The organism is Psychrobacter sp. H7-1, from assembly GCF_904846585.1.
In the GTDB taxonomy this organism is placed as follows: Bacteria; Pseudomonadota; Gammaproteobacteria; order Pseudomonadales; family Moraxellaceae; genus Psychrobacter; species Psychrobacter raelei.
Genome location: NZ_CAJHBH010000021.1, coordinates 1 through 23,468, shown reverse-complemented (window position 1 = coordinate 23,468; position 23,468 = coordinate 1). Strand labels below are relative to the sequence as shown.

Annotated in this window: 17 protein-coding genes; 10 read left to right on the top strand and 7 right to left on the bottom strand. The window is 44.7% G+C overall.

Annotated features, from left to right (window positions below):
• Positions 1–127 precede the first annotated feature (127 nt).
• Both JMX92_RS07755 and JMX92_RS07750 read left to right on the top strand, forming a co-directional pair.
• The gene (locus tag JMX92_RS07755; RefSeq protein ID WP_201544991.1) at positions 128–2,266 is read left to right on the top strand and encodes a M3 family metallopeptidase; all 2,139 of its coding nucleotides are present in this window, start codon (positions 128–130) and stop codon (positions 2,264–2,266) included.
• 1 nt (position 2,267) lies between these two features.
• The gene (locus JMX92_RS07750; protein ID WP_011961453.1) at positions 2,268–2,513 is read left to right on the top strand and encodes a YheV family putative metal-binding protein; all 246 of its coding nucleotides are present in this window, start codon (positions 2,268–2,270) and stop codon (positions 2,511–2,513) included.
• Positions 2,514–2,647: 134 nt separating this feature from the next.
• Here JMX92_RS07750 and JMX92_RS07745 read toward each other — a convergent pair whose 3' ends face one another.
• From JMX92_RS07745 to ettA, 3 genes are all read right to left on the bottom strand, one after another.
• On the bottom strand, positions 2,648–4,609 hold the full coding sequence (locus tag JMX92_RS07745) for a ShlB/FhaC/HecB family hemolysin secretion/activation protein (RefSeq protein WP_201544989.1): 1,962 nt from the start codon (positions 4,607–4,609) through the stop codon (positions 2,648–2,650).
• Positions 4,610–4,712: 103 nt separating this feature from the next.
• On the bottom strand, positions 4,713–9,212 hold the full coding sequence (locus tag JMX92_RS07740) for a hemagglutinin repeat-containing protein (protein ID WP_201544987.1): 4,500 nt from the start codon (positions 9,210–9,212) through the stop codon (positions 4,713–4,715).
• A 754-nt stretch (positions 9,213–9,966) separates the two neighbouring features.
• On the bottom strand, positions 9,967–11,628 hold the full coding sequence (ettA, locus tag JMX92_RS07735) for an energy-dependent translational throttle protein EttA (RefSeq protein WP_011961454.1): 1,662 nt from the start codon (positions 11,626–11,628) through the stop codon (positions 9,967–9,969).
• A 415-nt stretch (positions 11,629–12,043) separates the two neighbouring features.
• Here ettA and JMX92_RS07730 point away from each other — a divergent pair, with 415 nt between their 5' ends.
• The 3 genes from JMX92_RS07730 (at position 12,044) to JMX92_RS07720 (ending at position 13,609) form a co-directional block, all read left to right on the top strand.
• Positions 12,044–12,325 carry a GNAT family N-acetyltransferase gene (locus tag JMX92_RS07730; RefSeq protein WP_201544985.1) on the top strand — a complete coding sequence of 94 codons (282 nt, stop codon included), beginning with the start codon at positions 12,044–12,046 and terminating at the stop codon, positions 12,323–12,325.
• 155 nt (positions 12,326–12,480) lie between these two features.
• A complete protein-coding gene (locus tag JMX92_RS07725) occupies positions 12,481–12,774 on the top strand; it encodes a 4a-hydroxytetrahydrobiopterin dehydratase (protein WP_011961456.1) in 294 nt (97 codons plus the stop codon).
• 121 nt (positions 12,775–12,895) lie between these two features.
• Positions 12,896–13,609 (top strand): metal-dependent hydrolase, encoded by a 714-nt coding sequence (locus tag JMX92_RS07720; protein ID WP_011961457.1) that lies wholly within the window; start codon positions 12,896–12,898, stop codon positions 13,607–13,609.
• Here JMX92_RS07720 and JMX92_RS07715 read toward each other — a convergent pair.
• Positions 13,606–14,802, bottom strand: a complete 1,197-nt coding sequence (locus JMX92_RS07715; protein WP_201544983.1) for a DUF4105 domain-containing protein — start codon at positions 14,800–14,802, stop codon at positions 13,606–13,608. The genes JMX92_RS07720 and JMX92_RS07715 overlap by 4 nt on opposite strands.
• A 183-nt stretch (positions 14,803–14,985) precedes the next feature.
• Here JMX92_RS07715 and JMX92_RS07710 point away from each other — a divergent pair, with 183 nt between their 5' ends.
• Both JMX92_RS07710 and JMX92_RS07705 read left to right on the top strand, forming a co-directional pair.
• On the top strand, positions 14,986–15,876 hold the full coding sequence (locus JMX92_RS07710; protein ID WP_201544981.1) for a CBS domain-containing protein: 891 nt from the start codon (positions 14,986–14,988) through the stop codon (positions 15,874–15,876).
• Positions 15,866–16,906, top strand: a complete 1,041-nt coding sequence (locus JMX92_RS07705) for a patatin-like phospholipase family protein (protein ID WP_201544973.1) — start codon at positions 15,866–15,868, stop codon at positions 16,904–16,906. The genes JMX92_RS07710 and JMX92_RS07705 overlap by 11 nt, the downstream gene beginning before the upstream one ends.
• A gap of 86 nt (positions 16,907–16,992) precedes the next feature.
• Here the strand turns inward: JMX92_RS07705 and JMX92_RS07700 are convergent, their stop codons facing one another.
• Positions 16,993–17,565, bottom strand: a complete 573-nt coding sequence (locus tag JMX92_RS07700) for a hypothetical protein (RefSeq protein WP_011961461.1) — start codon at positions 17,563–17,565, stop codon at positions 16,993–16,995.
• 298 nt (positions 17,566–17,863) lie between these two features.
• On the opposite strand from JMX92_RS07700, the gene argA reads away from it, so the two are divergent.
• Positions 17,864–19,186 (top strand): amino-acid N-acetyltransferase, encoded by a 1,323-nt coding sequence (gene argA / locus JMX92_RS07695; protein WP_011961462.1) that lies wholly within the window; start codon positions 17,864–17,866, stop codon positions 19,184–19,186.
• 96 nt (positions 19,187–19,282) lie between these two features.
• Here argA and JMX92_RS07690 read toward each other — a convergent pair whose 3' ends face one another.
• Entirely contained in the window at positions 19,283–20,041 is a 759-nt protein-coding gene (locus JMX92_RS07690; protein WP_011961463.1) for an FKBP-type peptidyl-prolyl cis-trans isomerase, read from the bottom strand.
• Between the two features lie 631 nt (positions 20,042–20,672).
• Here JMX92_RS07690 and JMX92_RS07685 point away from each other — a divergent pair.
• Positions 20,673–22,250, top strand: coding sequence for a mechanosensitive ion channel (locus JMX92_RS07685; protein WP_011961464.1), 1,578 nt, complete (start codon positions 20,673–20,675; stop codon positions 22,248–22,250).
• Between the two features lie 188 nt (positions 22,251–22,438).
• Positions 22,439–23,116: an SDR family NAD(P)-dependent oxidoreductase gene (locus tag JMX92_RS07680; RefSeq protein ID WP_201544965.1), complete on the top strand. Its 678-nt coding sequence runs from the start codon at positions 22,439–22,441 to the stop codon at positions 23,114–23,116.
• Positions 23,117–23,178: 62 nt separating this feature from the next.
• On the opposite strand, the gene JMX92_RS07675 is transcribed toward JMX92_RS07680, so the two are convergent.
• On the bottom strand, positions 23,179–23,468 hold a 290-nt coding region (locus JMX92_RS07675; RefSeq protein ID WP_201544963.1), incomplete at its 5' end, for an RNA-guided endonuclease InsQ/TnpB family protein.

Genomic DNA, 23,468 nt, shown 5'->3' with positions numbered 1-23,468 from the left:
AAGCTGTTAATTTGTTTACAGTTACTATTTAGCCGGCTGTTATTAGACTGTTATGTGGCTAGCCGGTAGTTAAGTTAATATCCCTTTGATTACTGTCCATTCGCTTGTTAGCTTTAGGAATTCATTTATGCACCCTACCTCTTATACCAAAGATATTGATCCAAATTTACATCTGGTCAACTTCTCTGAAGTTACCCCAGAGCAGCTCAAAAAGCAGGTAACTGATGCTTTAGCGAAAGGCACCGCTTTTTTGGATAAATTAGATACGCAGCACAGTGCACCGGCTGAAGCTCAGCAGGCTTTGGATGATATTATCGAGTTTGACCATATTGGCCTAGACTTAGACCGCAGTTGGGGTATTTTGTCTCATCTTAATAGCGTGATGAGTAATGAGGATATCCGTGATGTGCATCATGACTTGCTGCCTGCCCTCTCCGCCTTTGGTACCCGTGTGGGTCAAAACAAACCTCTATATAGCCGCTATCAAACCATCAAGAATGACAGCGCATTCTTTGCAAGCTTAGAGCCTGCCCGCAAGCGTGCTATTGAGCTTGCTATTCAAAGCTTTGAGCTGTCTGGTATTGGCCTAGCTGCCGAAGAGCAGGCCCGTTATGCTGATATTCAAAGCCAGTTATCGACCTTATCTGCTAAGTTCTCAGACAATATTTTGGATGCCACACAGGCCTTTGCGCTACCTTTAAGCAATGAGCAGCTTGCCGGCATTACCGAAAGTGGTCTTGCCATGCTCAAAGCAGCAGCTGAGCAGTATATCGCCAAGCAAGACGCCGACCCGTCGATGCAAGATAAGCCTGAGTATGTGGCTACCCTGGATATCCCAGTGTATCTGGCTGTGATGACTCATGCTGAGGATCGTAAGCTGCGCGAAATATTATACAAAGCGTATGTCACTCGTGCCTCACAGTTTGATAGCCACACAAACGCCAAACAAGAGACGCTGGATAACAGCGATATCATGGCGCAGATATTACAGTTGCGCACTCAAAAAGCACAGCTTTTGGGCTTTAACAACTATGCTGAGGTCTCCTTATCACGCAAGATGGCAGACAGTGCTGAGCAAGTAGAGCGCTTCTTACGTGACTTGGCCAGCAAAGCTATGCCTGCTGCCGAGGCTGATTTAGCACAGTTACAAGCAGAAGCTGCTAAGCTGGGCATCGAGAAGATTCAGCCTTGGGATACTGCCTACTTGGCCGAAAAAGTAAAACAGGCCAAATTCAACTTATCACAAGAAGAAATCCGTCCTTATTTCCCTCTGCCTAAAGTGATTGAAGGGCTATTTACCATTGTCAACAAGCTGTTTGGGGTACGTGCCATAGAGCAGTCTGACAAAGTGGCACTGTGGCATAACGATGTGCGCTTTTATGAGCTGTTTGATAAAGATGACAGTTTAATTGGCGGTTTCTACTTCGATTTATATGCGCGCAGCGGTAAACGTGGCGGTGCTTGGATGAGCGGTTTTCAGGCCCGTTATGAGTATACTGGCAGTACACATGATGCTTATAGTCAACTGCCTGTGTGCTTTATGGTGGGTAATTTCACACCGCCAACTGCCGATAAACCAAGTTTATTGACTCATGATGAAGTACTGACCTTGTTCCATGAGTTTGGACATGGCCTGCATCATTTATTAACCCAAGTGAGCGTTAGCGATGTGGCCGGCGTCAATGGCGTTGAATGGGATGCTGTGGAGTTGCCCAGTCAGTTCTTAGAGAACTGGGCTTGGCATTCAGAGGGTATCGCACTTATTAGTGCGCATGTTGACACTGGTGAGGCGCTACCAAAAGAGCAGCTTGAGGCACTATTGGCAGCCAAAAACTTCCAAAGCGGTATGCAGACCTTACGTCAAATTGAATTTGCTTTATTTGATTTGCTCATCCATGCCCAATCACCGGCACCCGATTATCAAAACATTTTAGCGACTTTAAATGGTGTGCGTGATGATATTGCCATCCTAGATACCCCAGATTACAACCGCTTTGCCAATGGCTTTAGTCATATCTTCGCTGGGGGCTATGCGGCAGGTTATTACTCTTATAAATGGGCAGAGCTATTGTCCGCGGATGCCTTTAGCCGCTTTGAGGAAGAGGGGATTTTTAATGCAGACACCGGTCAATCTTTCCGCGATAATATCTTAGCGGTAGGCGGAAGCTTGCCTGCCAAGACCAACTTTGAAGCCTTTAGAGGCCGTGAAGCCAGCATTGAGGCACTACTGCGTCATGGCGGCTTTATAGATGACGAGGTGGCCTAAGATGCGCTATCAATCTACTCGCCCTAAGCGTCAGTTCTTAGCCGGTGTCAGCTGTCCAAAATGTCAGACCATGGATGCTGTGGTACAGGTTCGGGTGTTTGAACCTGAGCCTGATGAATACATCGAGTGTACACAGTGTGGCCATACTGAGCGGCGCCCTGATCCAGAAGCGATTATCGAAAAAAATGCCTTGGCCAATGACGCCATGAGTACCGGTACCTCAGGGACGGTTAAGTTCTTAGACTAGTCTAAGCATCTAAATTAGCTAAGCGCTTGGCCACAAAAAAGCCAGATACTAAATTAGTATCTGGCTTTTGTCTTTTTTAAAATCATCAACTTATTTTAGGACGGGACATATCACCTAATGAGCGGTGCTGCTTATTAAAAGAACCACTGCCAAGCGGCTGATATCTCTGTATCTTGTGAGCCATCGTCTTCTTGATTGGCATAGTCGGTATGGGCACGACTGGCGCTGACATCCAGCTGCCAACGCCTATCATAGCTGATATCTTGAGCGTCATAGGCGGTTAGCTTAACACCCACCGTACCGCTTACCGCATCACTGGTATCATCATCCAAACGATGGTCGCTATATTTGACCACCCCATAGTCGACACCCACATAAGGCGACCACCGTATTCTCTGAGCCCCAAAGCGCTTCCAGCTAGACTGACTTGGCTCATAGCTTAGCGTGTTGCGTAGCGTGACCCCACTTTCGGCGGCATTATAGGCATTATCAATACCACGCACCCCTGAGTAGATAGAGCCTAAAGACTGTTGACTCACCCCAAACAGCTGGTCATCACTATACTGAGCTTGTAGCTCATGTGTCATCTGCCAATAGCCTTTACTTTGACCAGACTCAATAATGGGATGTTGATGGGTTAAGTAACCTGACAACAGCCAGCGTAAATACTCATCCTCTAGCCCTTGCTCAGTCGCCGGATTATCATGATTACCAAATCCTTGCTCAGCACTTAAGTCGACCACCCACGCCCCCGTAGTGATTTTGCTCGGATCAGTGCTTGAGCGTTTATCAAAAAGCTTGGTGTGGCTGATACCTAAGCGGCCGCTGCTTAATGTGGGGCTTTGAATATCTAACCGACTGCCTAGCAGCTCACTGGTCACCTCTTGGTGAGCGACCTGACCATATAACGTGGTAATACTGTCTTGGTCACGCTTGAACATATAATCGCCACGTATATTGGCCTGCCAGCTGTCCCCTTCCTGCTCAAGTACTGAGTTTGGCAGCTGAGTGGTTCGTTTGTACTCATCTGCTGCAAATAGTGCTGACCACTGCCAGCGGCCATTCGGAATTAGGGTATAAATACTGGCACTACGGCGCTGATTGTCCTCATCATAGCCGTAGTTATCACCTAGGCTTTGCTCCATCGATATCGAGGTATAATCTGCCTGACCTAATACGTTGCGTAGGGTGCCATGGAGCTGAATTAAGTTATGGCCATAGCTGTCATCAGGGTCATAGCGCCATTGCATGTCTGCACTAAACGGGTCAACCTCACCTTGTTGACTGACCTTGATACGCACATCTTGACCGACCGGATAAATATCTAACAGCAACTGACCATCAATGACGCGCTCACCGTGACTGACCGCTTGATCTAGCGCTGCCATATTTGCCGGTTTACCGATAATATCGCCAAATAAGCGCTGTGTTGGCAGTTTGGTTTGATTGTCTATCTCGGTAATTTTAGAGACCAGTATTTGCCATGTAGACCGGCCATTTTCAGCAGGGGTTGGGACAATATTAATCTTAAAGTAACCGGCATCCAGATACGCTTCAGTAATCGCACGCACCAAGTCGTTAGCATCAGATACTGACACACACTGTCCTGTCTGGGGGTTTGATGAAGACGCCGTAGTTTGAGAATTAGTCTGCGGATTAGCCGTCATCTCCTTGTTATCTACAGACAGCTGTCTGGATTTTTGACGCAGCTTAGCTTGCACGGATTGAGTTAACTGCGGCATGTCACCTAACGTAATTTGCTGAATAGGCAGGCAAGCTACCGTATTTGGATCCGCTTGACTGGGCTGAGTATTAGCCGATGCGTCTGCACCTTGGTCATTGCCGCTTTGCTGCGACTGACGCAGGGCATCAATACGCTGCTGCTGCAGTGACTCTTGCCAAGCTTGTTGTTGTTCAATGGTCTGCTTTAAGGGGGATGCCAAAGTGTTATTAATCGCTGCGGCAGGCAGTATCACACCACTGGTCATTAGAGCTAGCAGCGTACTGCGTAGATAACCGTGAGACTCATATCTGGTTTTAAAAGAGGGTTTGTCGCTATTAATAGCGGGCGTTATAAAAGGTGATAACATAATCATTCAACATCTATCATGGAGGATTAAAAAGCCCATACCTGTGACAGGTATGGGCTCCAATAACGTACAAAGCATCTATAAAAACAATAGCTGCTACAGCGAGGCGTTAAAGCTTAACATCTGCCTTGGTATTAGCGCCATCACTATCGTCCCAATCAAAATTAGCATCAATATTTACAGGTAAATCTAGCGGCTTGCCTTCAAAGGCATCTTGAACCAAGCTTGGGATGTTTTGAACAAAGCCTGGGATACTAAAGGTTTTTGCATCTACGCTTGCACCAACATTATGCACAAAGTCATTATTATTGGTGGTTTTCACCTTTGCATCACCCAGCTTGCTATTAGCGGCTCTGACGGTGGCAGCTTTGACAGCAATATCATTGCTACCCACTGATGCATCAAGATTATCCGCAGTCACTGTGGCGTGGTGCGTCGTTTGCTGATGATCAATATCAAATCCAGCTCTGCCAGCGGCGCTGACACCTAAGATAGTGCCATTATTAAAATCATCTTTTAATAAGCCCAGCACATCGCCTTTAGCCGCATCTGTAATAAACTGAATCGGTGAGCCATCAACAGCAAGGTCAGTATCTACCTCTACCTTTCTAACCACATCTTGCGCTGAGCTGATAGTCAGATCATTGCCTGAGATAGTTTGCAAGCTGCCTGCATCGACATTACTTTGTAATGTCACATCCTTACCACTATTGATGGTGATACGCTCGGCGTTAACTTCACCCAACTGATAGTACTGACTGTTGTCTGACTCAACATTTAGGTGAGCACCGATATTATCGGTACTAAAACGCTCTTCACCTGCATTAACAGAGACATTACCGCCAATACCAACATTGCCTACTTTGTTACGAGACTCTGCTGCAATAACCGCGACATTACCGTCTTTATTGCCATTGGTTAAGCTTACAGTATCCGCATCGATAGTAGCACCTTCAACAATCAAGGCGTCATCCGCCTCATTTGCGGTCACGGTTAAGTCACTGGTATTAACGGTAGCGCCGTGCGCTTTATTACCGGTCTCATTAACCACACCTAAGTGACCACCAACACCGATGTCATCACTACTAAGGACAGTATCAGCAATATTTAGTGAAAATCCTGTATTACCGTCCATAGCGACACCAACTGCACGATGGTTGTCTTGAGCCGCTGCGATATTAGCACGATTGCCTTTTATGATAACCTCATCGGCATTAATAGTTGCGCCATCAACTTGTGCTAGCTGCTGAGCTGTTACGGCTACTTTTTGTGCATCTACAGTTGCAGTTTTGGCTTGTGAGTCTTCTACGCTTAGGTAATTAAAGCCTGCTTGCCCAGTAAATGACGGCGTGCCAATGACGGCGCCCGCGGCGGCTGTTGCAGGAATAACGGTCAGACCAACTGAACCACCAAGTTTACCACCGCCTACGGTAGTCCACTGCTTGTCATCATCTTGTCCGATTCGTGCCTCTTCACCGGCGCTAAGCGTATAGTTATCTGCCGTGACATCTTGTGCCGCTATCGCACTTGTGCCTGCATTGATCGCAACCTCTTTTGCGTTTAATTGGCCTTTGACTGCTTTTGCATCACCGGTTTGTAAGTAGTCATACTCACCGCTGCCAGTCACGCCAATGGTCACATCAGCTAAGGTGCTGCTGCTGGCGCTAACGCCTACATCACCGCGGCCGCTGTGCGTGGTTGTGACCGTTGAATCATATGCAGAAGTACCATTATAGTCATCTGCTTTAATATTAATGCTGTTGGCTTTGATTTGGGTACCGGCATCAACCGCACTATTGGCCGCATCCACTGTCACGGTATTGTCAGCATTGATGGCTGTCGTATGGGCTGTTTTAACCTCAGTGGTTTGACCAATACCCTCTCCAGATAGGCTAACTGCACCGCCAACAATTGGGGTAATACCTGCAAAAGCCGTTAATGCGGCATCACCACCGGCCACAACATGACGATCAACCACACGGTCGTAAGACGCCTCATTGGTAATATCTTGACCGCTTAAGCGTACGTCAGCCGCTGTAATCTGCGCCCCTTTATTGGCTAAGGTTTCAGTCGCCGTTAATGAGGCACTCTCGCCTGCGTTAACACTAGAGTTAACGGCCTGATACTCATTGTGCTCATCAATAATTTGATCGGTTCCGATACTCAGACCAAGCTCAACACCGGTTGCGCCGCCTCTAATATAAGCTTCAGGACCCGTGCTCTTAACCACTTTGCTATCAACTGCAGTCAGCGCTTCACTGGCACCGACCGTCACATTATCTGCACGGATAGTGGTGTTTTGTGCGGTGGTTAAATCACTGCCATTTAAGTTGATTTCTGCGGCATTAAGCTCAGCATTGCCCGCTTTTAGCGTATTACCACGTGCGCTACCTGTACCAGTCGTCGTTAGCGTGGTCACACCTTTAATAGCAGTTTTTGACTCAAATAAATCTGGCTTATCAAACGCCGCTAAGCCTTGGCTCAAATCAACATTAAGGCTGGCTTCTGTACCGCTCTCAATATCATAGGTTTCAGTTTTGCTAATATCAGTCGCATTGGCAGCTTCTGTATTTAGCTCACTGTTTGCGGTCACATTTAAGCGGTCAGTTGTTGAAATATCACTGCCTGAAACCGTCACGCTGTCACCAGTTAAGCGCATATCTTTCGCTGTTAAGCTGCTGGCAACTGCAGATGTCGCAACTCGATCTGTCGCTGACTTTTTATCGGTGATATTAAAGGCTGTACCGTGACGATCTTCGCTATAATCTTGCTCTTTTGCAAAACCGTTAGCGACTTCTAGTGCCTCACCTGCATTGATATCCAGCGTATCATCAGCAGTAACTGAACTGGCATTGACGCTGACATTTGTATCACTGGCTAAGCTTACGTTATTGGCTTTGATTTGACTGCCAGTAACCGCGGTTTGTTGTTTGTTATCAATGTGAGTCTCACCGCCACCGATACCGCCCCAATATTTGAAGTCTTCTTCATCTGTTTGGCGATTCGTGGTAGTACTGCCTGCAACACTTAGCCCTTTATTAGCCGTTAATTGAGCGCTATCTGCCGTTAGCTGCACGCCTTCTAAACCCAGCTCACCGTCACTGTTTAATGCCACGCTATTAGCATTAATAGTGGTTTGATGACCGGCTTGAGTCGCATCCGTTTGAGTGCGTGCCCCTGATTTTAAGGCAGCCGTTTCACGCTTATAACGATTAATTTGGCTTTGTGAATTTTCAGTGGTCTCAGCAGACGCTTGCAAATCGCCGCCAGTATTAACCGCTACAGTCTTCGCGTTAATCGCTGTCCCTGCAATACTTGTATCTGCCGCAGAGCTGACATTAATTTGATCGGCAGCATCTAGGCTTGATTGATGATACTGCTGGGTTTTGTTTAAGGTTTCATCTTCATTAAACCACAAGCCTTTGCTGTTACGTGCCGTCGTACTGTCTGTATCAGTTGTGGTCACACCACTTAGATCAACTGTCTTACCGCTGACGCTAATATTATCACCTGTCACTTGGCTGCCTGACACGGTAATATCACCGCCAGTTAGTGCAACGTCTGTACCAGAGATGCTTGAGCCATTATATGCTTGTGTTTCTTGATAGCCTGAATGGGTTAAGGTGACCTTATCTTCAAGCGCCTCTTTAGTCACTTCTTTATCGGTACGAGCAGTTGTGACATCACCGCCAACAGACAAGCTATCATGGCCTGTTAAATCAACTGAGCCACCTTTAATAGTGCTATCAACAACTGCTAAATTAGCAGCCGTGGCATCAAACGCTTGACCTGCCTCAAACTGGCCTTGTAAGGTTTGTGTCGCTTGCTCATCTGTATTATGCAGACGGATGCGGCCTGATTGCATGCTACCTAAGATTTGGCCGTCTAACACTAATTTAGGCTGAGAGCGCTCTAAGCCGCTTACCTCAAGCGTGTCATAATCTACTTTATTACGCCCTGAGATGACATTAATGGCATCCGTTGCTGTGATATTGCCATTGATATCTACTTTTGGTGCCAATAGATCCAAACGCTGTGCACCATTCACATCACCGCTTACCGTTAAGGTATTGCTTTGACGATCACCCACATTAAAGCTTTCTAGACGCTCCTTTGCAATATTTGGCGTACCCACAACCAACGACGCACGATTGGTATTAATAAAACCGCCGCCCTCAGAGGTAATGCCATTAGGGTTAGCAAGCACATAATCAGCGGCCATCCCAAACACTTCTTGTTGACCTAACAACAACGATGGGTTTTTGCTGACCACCTCATTTAAGATAACAGAGGCGGTCCCGGTTAAGTTGCTATTGGCGTCAAGTTGACCCGCAAGCTGTGACTTACCAGCGGTCAGTGAGTTATTTAATACAGCGCCCGATTTACTCACATTAAAGTCTTTATACTGGTTATGAGAAAGACCTTTTGAGTTTGGGTTAGCAATATTGACAACATCGACATTACCCACTTGGCTCACACTGGTTTCGCCAACGGGTTTAATATTGTCTGCAAGTGCAGCAACACTTATAAAAGGTAATACCAGCGCCATGCTGACTGCGCTTGCAATCCGGCCTTGAGGGGATAATCTAAAAGCTTGTGTGTGATTCATAACCGTGCCCTTTTTAGTAATTATTGCCAAACCTATCTTCATTGTTGAAGCTCATCTACACCCTAAGATCGATTTGACAGAGATGAAGCTCTATCACATCAACTTAATAATAAAATCAAATCTATGATTCATCTAATCAGATAAATATGACATTATTATTACAATTAACGCTGTCGTTACAATTACCACCACTTGTTACCTATAGTTAATGGTGAATCAGTTGTTAAACACACTTCATCATTTAAATTAGCAAAAAGAACAACCGCTTAGCGGCTATTTTTGTATCTAAATGTGATAATAAGACTGCATTTAAAATAATCATTAATTAATAAATTTAAATTAAGTTACATATATCAGGATGAATACTACTCATATAAACCCTTTTTGTTATCTGTAAATACTCATCCTCTCTCGTCGCAGCGCTTTATTTATTAGATATAGTAATCATTAGAGTTATTTTTAAATTAATTATTAAATAAAAAATATTAAACAATATATTTAATATTGTTTAGTATGGCTTGCCATTGCTTGTTAACAAAAAAATTACAACGACCCTGTCCATAAAAAATAATATTATGTATCAATGACCTGACTAAAATATTAAAAGCGGTATAAATATAGAGCGTGTTTATCCTCTAAAATCGCTATTTGCTATCTATAGCCCAGATAAAAACAATCCAGATAAAAAAATAGGGCATAACCGAAATTCAGTTATGCCCTATTATTTTTTTATAGATTAAGAGGTTTAGTACTATTAACCGCTAATCTTCTTGTACTTCATACGCTTAGGACCAGCATCATCACCTAGAGTCTTCTTGCGATACGCTTCGTACTCTGAATAGTTACCGTCATACCATACAGGGCCTTCTGGCTCAAACGCCAAGATATGGGTTGCGATACGGTCAAGGAACCAGCGGTCATGCGATACGACCAATACGGTACCTGGGAATACTTGAATCGCATCTTCTAGGGCACGTAAGGTTTCTACGTCCAAGTCGTTCGACGGCTCATCCAGTAAGATAACGTTGGCGCCCTGCTTTAGCGTTTTTGCTAATTGCAGACGGTTACGCTCACCACCAGACAGGTTACCGACCAGCTTCTGCTGATCTTGACCCTTGAAGTTAAAGCGGCCAATGTACGCACGGCTTGGGGTTTCGTAGTCGCCAACTTTAATGATGTCTAAGCCGTCTGATACTTCTTCCCACACGGTTTTGTTATCATCAAGGTTATCACGCACCTGACCCACATAGGCGACGCTGACACTCTCACCGAGCTCAACCGAACCGGTATCTGGCTTATCAAGACCGGTCATCATGTTAAACAAAGTGGTCTTACCAGCACCGTTAGGGCCGATGATACCGACGATGGCCGCTGGTGGTACGTTAAAGCTTAGGTTTTCGTACAATAGACGATCACCGAAAGATTTTGAGATGTTATTTACCTCAATCACTTTGTTACCTAAACGAGGGCCTGGTGGAATATAAATCTCTGAGGTCTCGTTACGCTGCTGGAATTCTTTTGAGTTTAGCTCTTCAAAGCGCTGGATACGAGACTTAGATTTAGCCTGCTGACCTTTTTGGTTTTTACGCACCCACTCAAGCTCTTTTTTCAGTGCTTTAGCAAAAGACTCTTCTTGCTTCTGCTGTTCTTCTAGACGCTTGTTCTTCTGCTCTAGCCACTCAGTGTAGTTACCTTCATAGGGATAGCCATAACCGCGGTCAAGCTCTAAAATCCACTCGGCCACGTTATCCAGGAAGTATCTATCGTGGGTAATGGCAACGATGGTACCGCTAAAGTTCTTCAAGAACTGCTCTAGCCACGCCACAGACTCTGCGTCCAAGTGGTTAGTCGGTTCATCAAGCAGTAACATGTCAGGGCGAGATAGCAACAGACGACACAGTGCCACACGGCGCTTTTCACCACCCGATAGTTTGCTTACATCGGCATCCCAAGGTGGCAGACGTAGTGCGTCGGCGGCTTTTTCAAGCTGGGTATTTAAGTTATGCGCATCCCAAGCCTGAATGATGTCTTCCATCTTACCTTGCTCTTCAGCCAGCTTATCGAAGTCGGCATCGGGGGCGGCATATTCTGCATAAATCTCATCCAGACGGGTCAGCGCATCTAACGCCTCACGCATACCATCCTCAACGTTACCGCGTACATCTTTGCTGTCATCTAGCTGTGGCTCTTGAGGCAGGTAACCAATCTTTGTACCGGGCTGCGCACGAGCTTCACCACTATAATCGGTGTCCACGCCAGCCATGATGCGTAGCAGTGTTGATTTACCCGCACCGTTAATGCCTAAAACGCCAATTTTTGCGCCAGGAAAGAAAGACAAGCTAATGTCTTTTAGAATTTCACGTTTTGGCGGAACAAGTTTTGATACCTTGTTCATGGTATAAATATATTGTGCCATTAAGACTCCATTATCAGGGTTAGGTCTGATTAAAAATCAAATAAAAAAGCAATTAGAAATCGAATATACGGTTAAGCAGCATTATCGCATATTGGCCTACAGTTATCATCTTATGTTGTGGTTTTCCTGCTATTGTATGGCTTTTTCATAGCTATTATCAGCGTATTGCCACAAACGGGGGCCTATTTACGTTATCACCCAAAAGCTATAACAATACACTGCATGAATTGTAGCGCTTTATGCTAAAGTAATCATTAAGAGTCAGCCCTTATCATTTGGACATCTTACTTAGAGTTTGCGCTCTAAATGCACCCCAACACTTTAGTAATCTGTGAGTAATAAAACTTATAAATCGGTCTATTACTTATTCAAGGGCTTAACTGTTCTACCTTAACCATTTATTAGGGAGTCGTTTATGACACAATCTATCGATATCACTCATAACACCGCTGAAAACCGTTTTGAAACCACAATTGATGGTCATACAGGATTTATCAGCTATCAAGATCAAGGCGATGCCATTGTATATGACCACACTATCGTGCCATCAGAGCTTGGTGGTAAAGGCGTGGGGTCGGCGCTGGTGAAGCATGCCCTAGACTATGCCCGTAGTGAGAACAAAAAAGTAGTGCCACAGTGCTCATTCGTAGCCTCCTATATTAACAAACATGAGGCGTACCAAGACCTGGTAAAATAGCTATAAAAACCAAGGTGGTTTATAAAAAAATATAAGCAATAATCCACACTTAGGCATTACAATTCCCATAAAGCAAATATAATATACTAGAGGCTGTTTTGCAGTGCTCTGGTGTATTATTATAGGGGTATCTTTGACTTATTTAGGAGGGCTTTATGAGCCATCTCACCGACTCTCAAGTAGAGCTGCAATTGCAAGATTTAGAAGGCTGGGTTAAAGAAGGTAATGCTATCGTCAAGACCTTTATTTTCCATGATTTTGTCGAGGCGATGAGCTTTATGGTTCAAGCCGCTTTTCGCGCCCAAGAGCTCGAGCATCATCCTGAATGGACCAATATTTATAATGAGGTCCACGTGCGTTTGACTACCCATGACTTAAACGGTATTTCAAGCCATGATATTCGTCTGGCCAAGCGTATGGAGCAAATATTGCAGCAAAAAACCTTTTAATTTCACTGAGCAAAGCTCTTAGAGATTAATGGTTTAACCCTCTGTTTGCATAGGTAGCGGTTGCGTAATCAACAGCTACCTATTTTTTATCACCCTCTTTTGATTGATAGGCTAATATTCTGTGGCAAATTTTAAAACCCACCTTACTGGCGGCTTTGCAGTCAGTGGGGTTTTGGGCTTGATTACTTATAAAGCAGGCTTGGTAGATGCTCAGCAGTTCTTAATGTGTGTGTTGGCAGGCACGGTGGGCGGCCTGCTGCCTGATATCGACTCTGACAACTCCACGCCAATTAAAATGGGCTTTGACTTTGTGTCACTGGCGACTGCCTTTGCGTTGGTGATTCACTGGCGCAGTGAGCTGTCGCTGGTTTCAATGATACTGTTATGGCTGGCAGGCTACGGCTTTGTGCGCTATGGGGTTTTTTCTATTTTCACCCGTTTGACGGTGCATCGCGGTATTATCCACTCGGTTCCTTATATGCTGGTATTGGCACTGGGGCTGACGTGTCTGAACTTTTATATCTTTGATATACCCGCTATTATTAGCTGGTTTTATGGATCCTTTTTATTGTTAGGCTCACTGGTACATTTGGGCTTAGATGAAGCCTATAGCGTTGACTTATTAAACCGTCGTCTGAAGCGCTCATCGGGTACAGCGATGAAGTTTTATCAAGACTCTCAGCGCTATTATTATCTGGGGCTATATACTATTTTATTGATGTTTATTTTCATCTCCCCGCCTTTTGAGCCGTTTTTTGAAAAACTTACCGACCCCATCACTTGGTGGGTATTAAAAGATGAGATATTACCTCAGGTACTTATGCGTAATATTTAGTCTGCCTTGGCCACTAAAGCTGGCTGCGGTATCTGTTGACGGATTTGCTTTGAGTAGCTGTCTGCGCTTTGATTGTTGTCAACGCTAAAGTGTGCCACCTTGGGATTGATATGCGCCGCTTTATACCATTGCTCAATACGCCAATTCTGTGTCTGCCTAGGCAATAGGTGTTGGTCATAAAGGTAATTTGGCACATAGCCGGACATCAAGATGCGATAATCCCAAGGAAAGTCCCTACCATCAATGGCACGTGCCATATCAAATATGACCGTGGTACAGTTACGAATGAGAGTGTTATACCAGATGGGCTGCTGCTGTAGCTGCTTGACCTGCTGCAAATAGGCCTTAAACAGCGCTTGCATCTGCGCTTTGCTCATCCCCTCAATAGGCAATAGATATACTTGCTCACCGCGTACATTGGTACGGGTATAAATAATATCGCGCTCTTCTGCGGCCACTACTGCCATTTCAAATTGTTTTACAAATCCGCCAAACGCTGAGAATGACTCACTTTCTTCTTTACGTATTTCAATAGAGAAGCTCAGTGGCCGCTCATCTTCAAAGCGAAAACTTAGCAAAGTGTGCGCTATTTGCTCACCCATCCAGTACGAGTTGACAATATCTACCCCGCTCAGCTTGTCTAAATCTACCGTGCGCTCGCTCCAGCGCTCGGTGGCGACTACTTCCTTTGTGTCATCGCTGGCCACTTTATAATAATAAGGCGCCTCAGGCTGCGATAGAGGCTGAGTGCCTGTGCTTCGTACCCAGTCAAAGTTACGCACATTATGCAAGGTAATCAGATTGGGGTTTTGGGGATCTTGGGTGAACTGTAGCACTTGGCTCACCTCTGGCATCCAGTGTCTATCCTGCTTAGGTGGCAACCAGACAAACCACATCAAAAGCATCAGCCACAGCGTCCACAGTAGAGCCAGCTGTTTTTGCCAGTGCAGCGCTTGCTGCCAATACGACTTTAAAGTTACCCCAACGCCCACACCAAGCACCAGCAGTATAATCACTCGCAGACCCCCTAGGGGCACCAAATGTATCCACAGCACCAAGCCTGCCCATAATGCAGCCAGTAGCACCGCCAGAGTTACGCCTGCTTTTATGATCGGTGAAATACGTGCCTGCGGGGGCTTAACCACAAGCTGTTTGGTCAGATTAGCAGTATGAGAGGGGTTGATTTTGGTCATAAGTGGGAGGCGTCCAAAGGCTAGGTTTGCCGTAAGTTTATTTTAGTGTCCGTAACTTAGCAAATAAGCTCACAGGGATAATACAAAATAGACGAGAAAATAGTAGTCTTGGGCGTTGAATATAAATGCACCTTGGGATAAAGTGAGAGCAACTAAATAACCATACGAGGTGATACTCCCCCCATGTCTGATGACAATTCTGGCACAACCAGCTGGTCCATGCGCGGCTTAAAGCGCTGGCTTCATACTGCCCCCGAAACCCGGGACGAGCTGATAAAATTGGTCCAAAACTCACGCCAGTTTTTAGAAGCCGATACCGTAGATATGCTGGAAGGGGTGCTTGACCTACCCGCCACGCAAGTTCGTGAGATTATGACCCCGCGTCCTCAAGTCGAGGGAGTTCGTGAGCATGATACCCTAGGCGATATTATGGACATGATCATGGAGACCAGTCATTCACGCTATCCGGTGTTTGACAGTCAAGATGATGATGCCGTCATTGGTATCTTATTGGCCAAAGACCTAATTCCTTTGCTGGTCAACATGATTCGTCAAGATGAAGATGCAGATACTTCTTTTCGCCTAAAGTCATTGATCCGTCAACCTTTATATATCAGCGAAACCGCACGCTCTGACACGCTGTTGCGCTCACTACAGCGTACTCAAGTGCACATGGCTGTTGTGGTCGATGAGTTTGGTAACATGGTGGGCGTGGTCACGATGGAGGACTTGCTCGAAGAAATCGTCGGTGACATTGTTGATGAGCACGATGACTTTGAAGAAGACAGTGACATCAATAACATCATTCCTCACCCCGAAAAACCCAATACTTGGATTGTTCAGGCCTCAACCCTCATTGAAGACTGCAATGAAGAGCTAAATACTAATTTTGATGACACCGACGTTGATACCATGGGCGGGCTAGTCATGCAGGAGCTGGGCTATGTGGGCGACTTAGAAGGTGAAAGCGTGACTACTCAAGGCTGGCACATCTCCATCATTGATGTGGAAGGACGCTTTATCAAACTGCTTGAATTAACCCCCGTGGCTGAAGACTTATACAATGAGGACTAGAGCTGGCTTGCCTTTTAATGGCCAAAAGACCGGCTTAGCCTGTGTAGCGGTCATGGCCTCTACGCTGCTGGTGAGCGCTTGTCATACCTCATCTGTCGCTTCTGGCAAATCTGGCCAAAATGTAGCGACGTCTACTGCCTCTGCCCCAACCATCGCTTTGGTATTAGGTGGCGGGGGCGCTAAGGGATTTGCTCATGTGGGTGTGATTAAAGCTTTGGAGGCCAATAACATTCACCCAAACTTGGTGGTAGGCACCAGCGTCGGTAGCTTTGTGGGCAGTCTTTATGCCAGTGGTAAATCTACTGCCGAGCTTGAGCGCATTGCCCGCACTACTGCAGACAGCGAGCTGACCGACTTTACCTTAGCTTATCAAGGTATCATCGAGGGCAACAAGCTGCGTGATTTTGTCAATCTACAGGTCAATAATCAGCCCATTGAAGCCTTTCCCATTCGCTTTGGCGCAGTGGCGGCTGAAAAGCACAGCTTAGCTAAGACCGTATTTACCCAAGGTGAAGCTGGACTTGCGGTACAGGCCTCAAGTAGCGTCCCTAATGTATTTATCGCTCCCCGTATTCCTGATCCTAAGACGTCAGGCATCGTGGGTAAAAAATATATCGACGGCGGGGTGGTCAGTATCGTACCCGTGGATAGCGCCAAAGCACTGGGTGCAGATATTGTAATTGCGGTGGATTTACAAATAAATAAAAATAAAAACACCTCTCCATCGGGTATCAAAGATGCCAACCGCAGTCTGTGGTCATTAATTGAACAAGGCTATAATAGCTATCTTAATAGCAGTGCTAAAGACTCAGCCACTCAAGCTTACCGTCAACACTATGCGGCGATTAATGAGGCAGAAATAGGCCGTGCTGATGTGGTCATTCGCCCTGATGTGGCGAATATCAGTGCCATTACCACCTTAGATCGCGAAAAAGCCATTGCTGCTGGCGCTGCTGCCACCGAGCAAAACTTGCCAGCCATCCGCGCAGCGATTGCTAAGGCTCACGTGCAATATCGGCTCAATAATTGACACGCAATCTTTGCCATTGAATAAGCCCAAATTGAAAAACCCACTATCATATTGATAGTGGGCTTTTTTTATACAATAAACTGGGTTTATTTTACGATGGCGCGATATTTAACCACCGCAGTTTCATTAATACCCAAGCCTTCTATGGTCCAGCGTAAGTTCTTATAGTACTCAAGTGGCACATCTTGCATTTGGCCATTAATACTACCACGCAGTGGCATATGACTAAAGTTGGTGCCATCAATACTGGCAGAGGCTGTATCGGGTGATACTTGACCGACCAGCTTCACCTCTTCTGGAATAGTCATGGTCACATCCATTTTACGCATACGGTCTTTACCGGTGTTGGTAAAATAGCTGTGGTACTCAATCACATTGCCTTTTTGTAGGCGAGTATTGGCATCAATAGGCTTCAAAGTAGGCTGACCTTGAGCATCCACACTAACTAAGGCGGCCACAGTCTTAGACACAACTTGATTGGCCTGGGTAGCTTGCATGGCGGCGGCATTGGCTTGATTGCTTGGGCTGCTCATTTCAGGCTCAGGTGTGGGTAACATAGCTTGAGCGCTTACGCTACCTGCCAATAGCATTGAGCCAATGGCCATACTGCCGGCAAGCTTTGTGACCAATTTAGAGGAAGTTGATGCATAAAATTTCATAAAATACGTATCCTTTTGAAGTGGGGTGATAAACAAGGGTTAAATAAAGTCAGCCATTAGGTAGTAAGCGCCGCAGTGTCTTTGCTGTTGTTATTATCTTTATGATTTAAAAATACTGCAAACTTACAGTATAAGGACATAAATCGATAGTATGCGACAAATTCACGTAATTATCTGTATTAAGTCAGTTGCCTCAGTCTTACACCTAAAATAAAGATAGCCCAAGTTGGCATTTTTTGCTATCGTAAAAGCGTTTATTTCATTCCCTTATGCCTTAAGCCTATTGTGATATTTTCATATGATTGATACTGCTATGCCAAAAATAACGCCAGACTATGTTCATTGGTTTCGAAACTCAGCTCCTTATATCAATACCCATAGAGGCAAAACGTTCGTCATTATGTTTGGCGGCGAAGCTGTAAACCATCCTAATTTTAGCAATCTTATTCATGACTTTGCGTTACTGCACAGTCTAGGTATTAACTTAGTCTTAGTGCATGGTGCACGGCCCCAGATTGAGAAGAACTTAGATAAATTGGGTATAGACTCTCCACTACATAAAGACATTCGAGTCACGCCGCGCGAAGCCATGCCCGCCATTTTAGAAGCTGTGGGTGCGATTCGCTTACAGATCGAAGCTCAGCTTTCGATGGGCCTTGCCAACTCCCCCATGTATGGCTCACGCATCGATGCTGTCTCAGGCAACTTCGTTACTGCCAGACCTTATGGTGTCCGTGATGGCGTTGATTATCAAATGACCGGCGAAGTGCGCTCCATTGATGTTGAAGCCATCAAAAACAATCTTATTCACAATCATATCGTCATCCTAGGCTCAATGGGCTACTCGGCCACCGGCGAAGTATTTAACTTACTTGGAGAAGATGTGGCGCTTAAAGCGGCCGTTGCACTCAATGCCGATAAGCTGATTTTCTTAGGTAATGAGACGGGAATTAATGAAGAGGGTCGTTTGCTACACGCTATGATCCCTAATGAAGTGGACCGCTTCTTACGTGATCGTGACTTGGACCGTGAGATTTATTACTTCTTATACTGCGCCGCTCAAGCTTGTCGTGCCGGTATCCACCGTACACACATCATCTCGTATGCTGAAGATGGGGCACTGCTAGAGGAGCTGTTTACTCGTGATGGCTCAGGCACACTCATTAGCCATGACCCTTATGAAGAGATTCGCCGTGCCACCATTGATGATGTGGTAGGCTTAATTGAGCTGCTCTCCCCTCTTGAGGAACAAGGCATTTTAGTCCAGCGTTCACGTGAGCGCTTAGAGCAGGAGATTGAGCTGTATAGTGTGATCGAGCGCGATGGTATGATCTTGGGCTGCGCAGCCTTGCATCCCTTAGATGACGAGTCAGCAGAAGTGGCGTCCATTGCCATTCACCCAGATTATCGTAATGGCAGTCGTGGTGCAGATTTGCTCGCCTTTTTAGAGCAGCAAGCTCGCAGTCATGGTCTGCACAACCTATTTGCGTTAACCACCCGTACCGCACACTGGTTTGTGGAGCAAGGTTTTATTGAAGTGAGCGCAGATCAATTGCCTGAGCCACGCCGCACCGCCTATCACAATGGTCGTAATTCAAAAGTATTCCAAAAAAGACTATAGCACTATTTTGCTACGACTGTAGACCATAAAAAATACCTGCTAATAGCAGGTATTTTTTTGATGATTTTTGAAACTCTCAAATCTGCCAATTATTAATTATTGTGCAGGCTGCTCAGGCATTTTTGGATTTACCTCAATCATCTGCACTTTAAAGATTAAAGTGCTGTTAGGATCGATGCCTGAGTTACCGGTTTCGCCATAAGCCAGATCAGCTGGGATATACAATTCATACTCACCGCCTTCTTTCATCAGCTCTAGACCTTCTGTGAAGCCAGGAATCATGCCTTCAACAGGGAATACTACCGGCTCACCGCGGTCATACGAGCTGTCAAATACTGTGCCATCTAGCAATTTGCCTTCATAGTTAATTTTAACCATATCGCTGGCAGTTACTGATTTTCCAGTACCTGGCTTGATAACTTTATACTGTAATCCTGATTTAGTGGTTTGAACGCCTTCTTTTTTAGCATTTTCGGCTAAGAATTTGTCACCAGCGGCTTTATTAGTGACGGCGTCTTTTTTCATCTTTTCCATCATTTCAGTTTGTTTCTTTTCTTCGTACTTAGCCATGACCTCCTGCATTTGCTCTTTGGTCAAAGCTGCTTTTTTATCGCCATAAGCATCACGAAAGCCCATTTCGAAGGTATCGAGATTTAAGTCATTCAACGACTCTTTATAACTCTCTGCTGTGGCATAGCCAATGCTGTAGCCTACTTTTTCAAGCTCAGAGCTTTTTTCAGTTACGGTAGCGCTTGAGCTGCTTTGGTCAGCTTTGTTGCCATTATTAGCACAGCCAAAAGCTAAGGTGCTCACTAAAGCTACTGCTAAAAACTTAGGAACCATTACTTTTTTCATAAATGAACTCTATTGTTAATTAAAATTATTGTCTGCTAAATCTGGTTATTATTTATACGCTGTCAGCATCTACACAGGCCAAGGTGTCTTTAAGGGGTTAAACCAATAAGCCCCTCTAATTTTCATTGACTCACAAAGTTATGAGTCATTCGACATTTAGTGTTTCGCATAATAATAGGCGTAATAATATCAAAAATGGCAATTAATCACCATATAACTAAGTTAACATGCTAAAGTATTGTATAGTAAATGTTAATAAATGCTAAATATGTCACATCTTCTCACATATATCTAAACTAATATTAAAAATAGCTATTTATTATTACTGGTTATTCCGATAAAGTGACATCGTAAGCTGTCACTTTTTTATAGTGAACGTAACAACTGACAGCTTTTTATCTAAGATATAGGTTAGTTTTTTTTAGAAATAAATTTAACTAAAGTAGTTAACCTAATTTTTACCGCCTTAAGATTGTCAAAAATAAAATAATTTATCTTATTGATTTTCTTATAAGTAGCAGATAAAAATACTATTAAACTAACCTTTTTAGATAGACAAACTTAAAAATACAAAAGTATATTAGGGTCATCTTTAGATCCACTTATTGAATTACATTACAGGAGAAACAGCATGGACAACATGTTTGTTTGGTTTAATAGCAATCTAGGCGGACCAATCGGCTCGATTATCGCAGCCATTTTGGTATTCGTTATTGGTTGGTTAATTGCTATGGCACTGGCTGGTGTTGTACGCAACTTACTGGCCCGTGTTAATTTAAACCAACGTATGAACACCTCAACAGGTAAAGCTTACGACCTTGAAAACATAATTTCTAAGGTCGTTTTTTGGTTTATCTTCTTAATGGCAATCTCAGGCGCATTAAGTATGTTGAGCCTAAATGCCATTTCAGCCCCATTTGCCAATATGATTGACAACGTACTGTCATTTATTCCCACCTTACTAGGCGCTGTGATTATTGGCGTGATTGGTTGGGTCGTGGCGACAGTGGCACGTACCGCTATCAACACCGCTTTATCTAAGACCACTCTTGATGAAAGACTAAGTGCACAAGCGGGCGTTCAACCTATGAGCAGCACCATTGCTGATATGGTTTACTGGGTTATCTTGCTGTTTGTACTCGTTATTGTATTAGGCCAGCTACAATTAGATGGCTTATTTGCCCCATTAACCAACATGCTAAACAAAGCAGTAAGTTACATCCCGAACCTATTTATGGCAGGTGTGGTGTTCTTTGTGGGTTATATCGTGGCAAAAATTGTCCGTGGTATCGTAACTAATATGGTTACCAGCTTAAACCTACAAGGTTTTGCTGAGAAAGCCGGTATTAGTAATAATCGTGAAAATAGCTTACCTAATATCGCCGGTTCATTGGCGTTCTTATTGGTCATTATTCCAACCACGATCATAGCTTTAGATGCCCTAAACATCGAAGTTATCTCGCGTCCAGCGACTAATATGCTGAACAAAATTATGAGCGCGCTGCCGAATGTCTTTACTGCAGCAGCCATTTTAATCATCACCTACTACATCATGAAAATGGTCGCGAATGTGGTTAAAGGCTTGCTTGAAAACACCACAGTTAATGCCCTGCCTGCCAAGGTTGGTCTAGACAGTGCTATGGGTAAAACCCAAGTTTCAGACCTTGTTGGCCATGCTATCATCTTCTTTGCTATGTTATTTGCAGGTATCTTAGCTGCAGACTTACTAGGCTTTGGGCAAATCAGTGGCATCATCACTATGTTCATTGCTTTTGGTGCTGACATTATCTTAGGCGCTGTTATCTTGTTCATCGGTTTCTGGTTAGCCAACATCATCGCTGGTGTGGTTGAGCGTTCTGATAAAGGATCACAATTTTTAGCCAATATCGTTCGTGTTCTTATCATGGGTCTTGTGCTTGCGATGGGTCTAAAAGCGATGGGGATTGCCGATTCTATTGTTAACCTTGCCTTTGGTCTTACTTTGGGTGCTGTGGCTGTTGCCTTTGCCCTATCGTTCGGTCTTGGTGGTCAAGAGGCTGCTGCTCGCTTCTTACGTAAGCTACAAGACAAGGCAGAAACTGAAGCTGAAAAAGCGAAAGTTGAAAAAGCCATTGCTGATACTGCTAAACAGACAGATAAAGAGCCTTCAATCACTACTGTTTCAGGTGATGAGCCTTCAATTCCTAATGTGGATGTGGATAACAAATAACAGCTAACGACTAGCTGTCATTGTCTCTAATCTCAAAAAAGCAGCCTTTTATAGGCTGCTTTTTCTATGCCCCGAATAAGTGTAATTTTTACACTTTGCCAGCCTTATTATTGAAGGTTGCTATAAAGGCTAAATCTTGTCAAAATCATAAACACGAAAAACTTTTAAATAAAATAAGGCCAACTCTTATGAAGCGTTTTAATGATAAAGCCGTTATCGTGACTGGAGCTGATTCAAGCCTGGGCCGAGTCACTGCTATAAAACTGGCCAGAGAAGGCGCTAATGTGATCTTAGTAGGCAGTAACAGCAAGGTATTACAATATATAGCAGCAGACTTGCCAGAAGACCATACTTGGATCAATTCAGGCAATCACTTAGCCATTACCTGTCGTCTAGACGAGGCCACACCGTCAGATGAGCTGGTTACTCACGTTTTACAAAAGTATCAAAAAATCGATGTTTTAATTAATATAAATACCTCGCTGCCTTTAGAGGGCAGCTTAGTGCAAGCGTTAGCCCAATCTAAAGGCAGTGTGGTTAATGTTGGCTTACTGTCGGACAATAGCAGTGAGTGGAGTCTTCACGATTATCAGCAACAAGACCATCAGCTAGCTGAAAACACTAAGCAGCTGGCATTAACGCACAGTACGAACGGTATACGTGTCAATGCGGTAAATGTAGGGCTAACAGCTGACGATCGTAATAGTCATGACAGCCGTCAGCTGTTTTTACAGCACAGTCCTTTAGGCGACCTTGTCAGCTTGGAGGATGCCTCTGAGGCCATTACTTTTTTAGCCAGTGAAGAGGCCCGTATGATTACTGGTGTCACCTTACCAGTCGATGGGGGATTAAGCTTAACCTATTAGATTATGCGTGATAAGTGAAGATAAGCAGTTGCTAGCTGTACAGCCTTGACTTCCTCCCCTCGCTAAACCGAGGGGATTCCTACAGCTAGACGGTCAAGCCCGACCGCAAGGATGTTCTTGGCAGCATTGATATCTCTATCATGCCATGTGCCACACTCAGCACACCTCCATCCTCTTATTCCAAGACCTGCTCTACCGCTCGGACTACTATCACTTATTTTAAGGCAGTGCGAACAGGTTTGGGTAGTGTAACTCTCATTCACTATCTCAAGCTGACAACCTGCATACTTGCATTTATATTCCAGTTGTCTTTTGAGTTCAAACCATCCTGCATCGTATGTCGATTTAGCTA

What these genes read in the sequence shown, in the direction of transcription:
- JMX92_RS07730 (WP_201544985.1), top strand. Translation starts at nt 12,044, where the DNA reads ATGACACAATCTATCGATATCACTCATAACACCGCTGAAAACCGTTTT.
- JMX92_RS07710 (WP_201544981.1), top strand. Translation starts at nt 14,986, where the DNA reads ATGTCTGATGACAATTCTGGCACAACCAGCTGGTCCATGCGCGGCTTA.
- JMX92_RS07705 (WP_201544973.1), top strand. Translation starts at nt 15,866, where the DNA reads ATGAGGACTAGAGCTGGCTTGCCTTTTAATGGCCAAAAGACCGGCTTA.
- argA (WP_011961462.1), top strand. Translation starts at nt 17,864, where the DNA reads ATGATTGATACTGCTATGCCAAAAATAACGCCAGACTATGTTCATTGG.
- JMX92_RS07700 (WP_011961461.1), bottom strand. Translation starts at nt 17,565, where the DNA reads ATGAAATTTTATGCATCAACTTCCTCTAAATTGGTCACAAAGCTTGCC.
- JMX92_RS07755 (WP_201544991.1), top strand. Translation starts at nt 128, where the DNA reads ATGCACCCTACCTCTTATACCAAAGATATTGATCCAAATTTACATCTG.
- ettA (WP_011961454.1), bottom strand. Translation starts at nt 11,628, where the DNA reads ATGGCACAATATATTTATACCATGAACAAGGTATCAAAACTTGTTCCG.
- JMX92_RS07725 (WP_011961456.1), top strand. Translation starts at nt 12,481, where the DNA reads ATGAGCCATCTCACCGACTCTCAAGTAGAGCTGCAATTGCAAGATTTA.
- JMX92_RS07685 (WP_011961464.1), top strand. Translation starts at nt 20,673, where the DNA reads ATGGACAACATGTTTGTTTGGTTTAATAGCAATCTAGGCGGACCAATC.
- JMX92_RS07690 (WP_011961463.1), bottom strand. Translation starts at nt 20,041, where the DNA reads ATGAAAAAAGTAATGGTTCCTAAGTTTTTAGCAGTAGCTTTAGTGAGC.
- JMX92_RS07680 (WP_201544965.1), top strand. Translation starts at nt 22,439, where the DNA reads ATGAAGCGTTTTAATGATAAAGCCGTTATCGTGACTGGAGCTGATTCA.
- JMX92_RS07740 (WP_201544987.1), bottom strand. Translation starts at nt 9,212, where the DNA reads ATGAATCACACACAAGCTTTTAGATTATCCCCTCAAGGCCGGATTGCA.
- JMX92_RS07750 (WP_011961453.1), top strand. Translation starts at nt 2,268, where the DNA reads ATGCGCTATCAATCTACTCGCCCTAAGCGTCAGTTCTTAGCCGGTGTC.
- JMX92_RS07745 (WP_201544989.1), bottom strand. Translation starts at nt 4,609, where the DNA reads ATGATTATGTTATCACCTTTTATAACGCCCGCTATTAATAGCGACAAA.
- JMX92_RS07715 (WP_201544983.1), bottom strand. Translation starts at nt 14,802, where the DNA reads ATGACCAAAATCAACCCCTCTCATACTGCTAATCTGACCAAACAGCTT.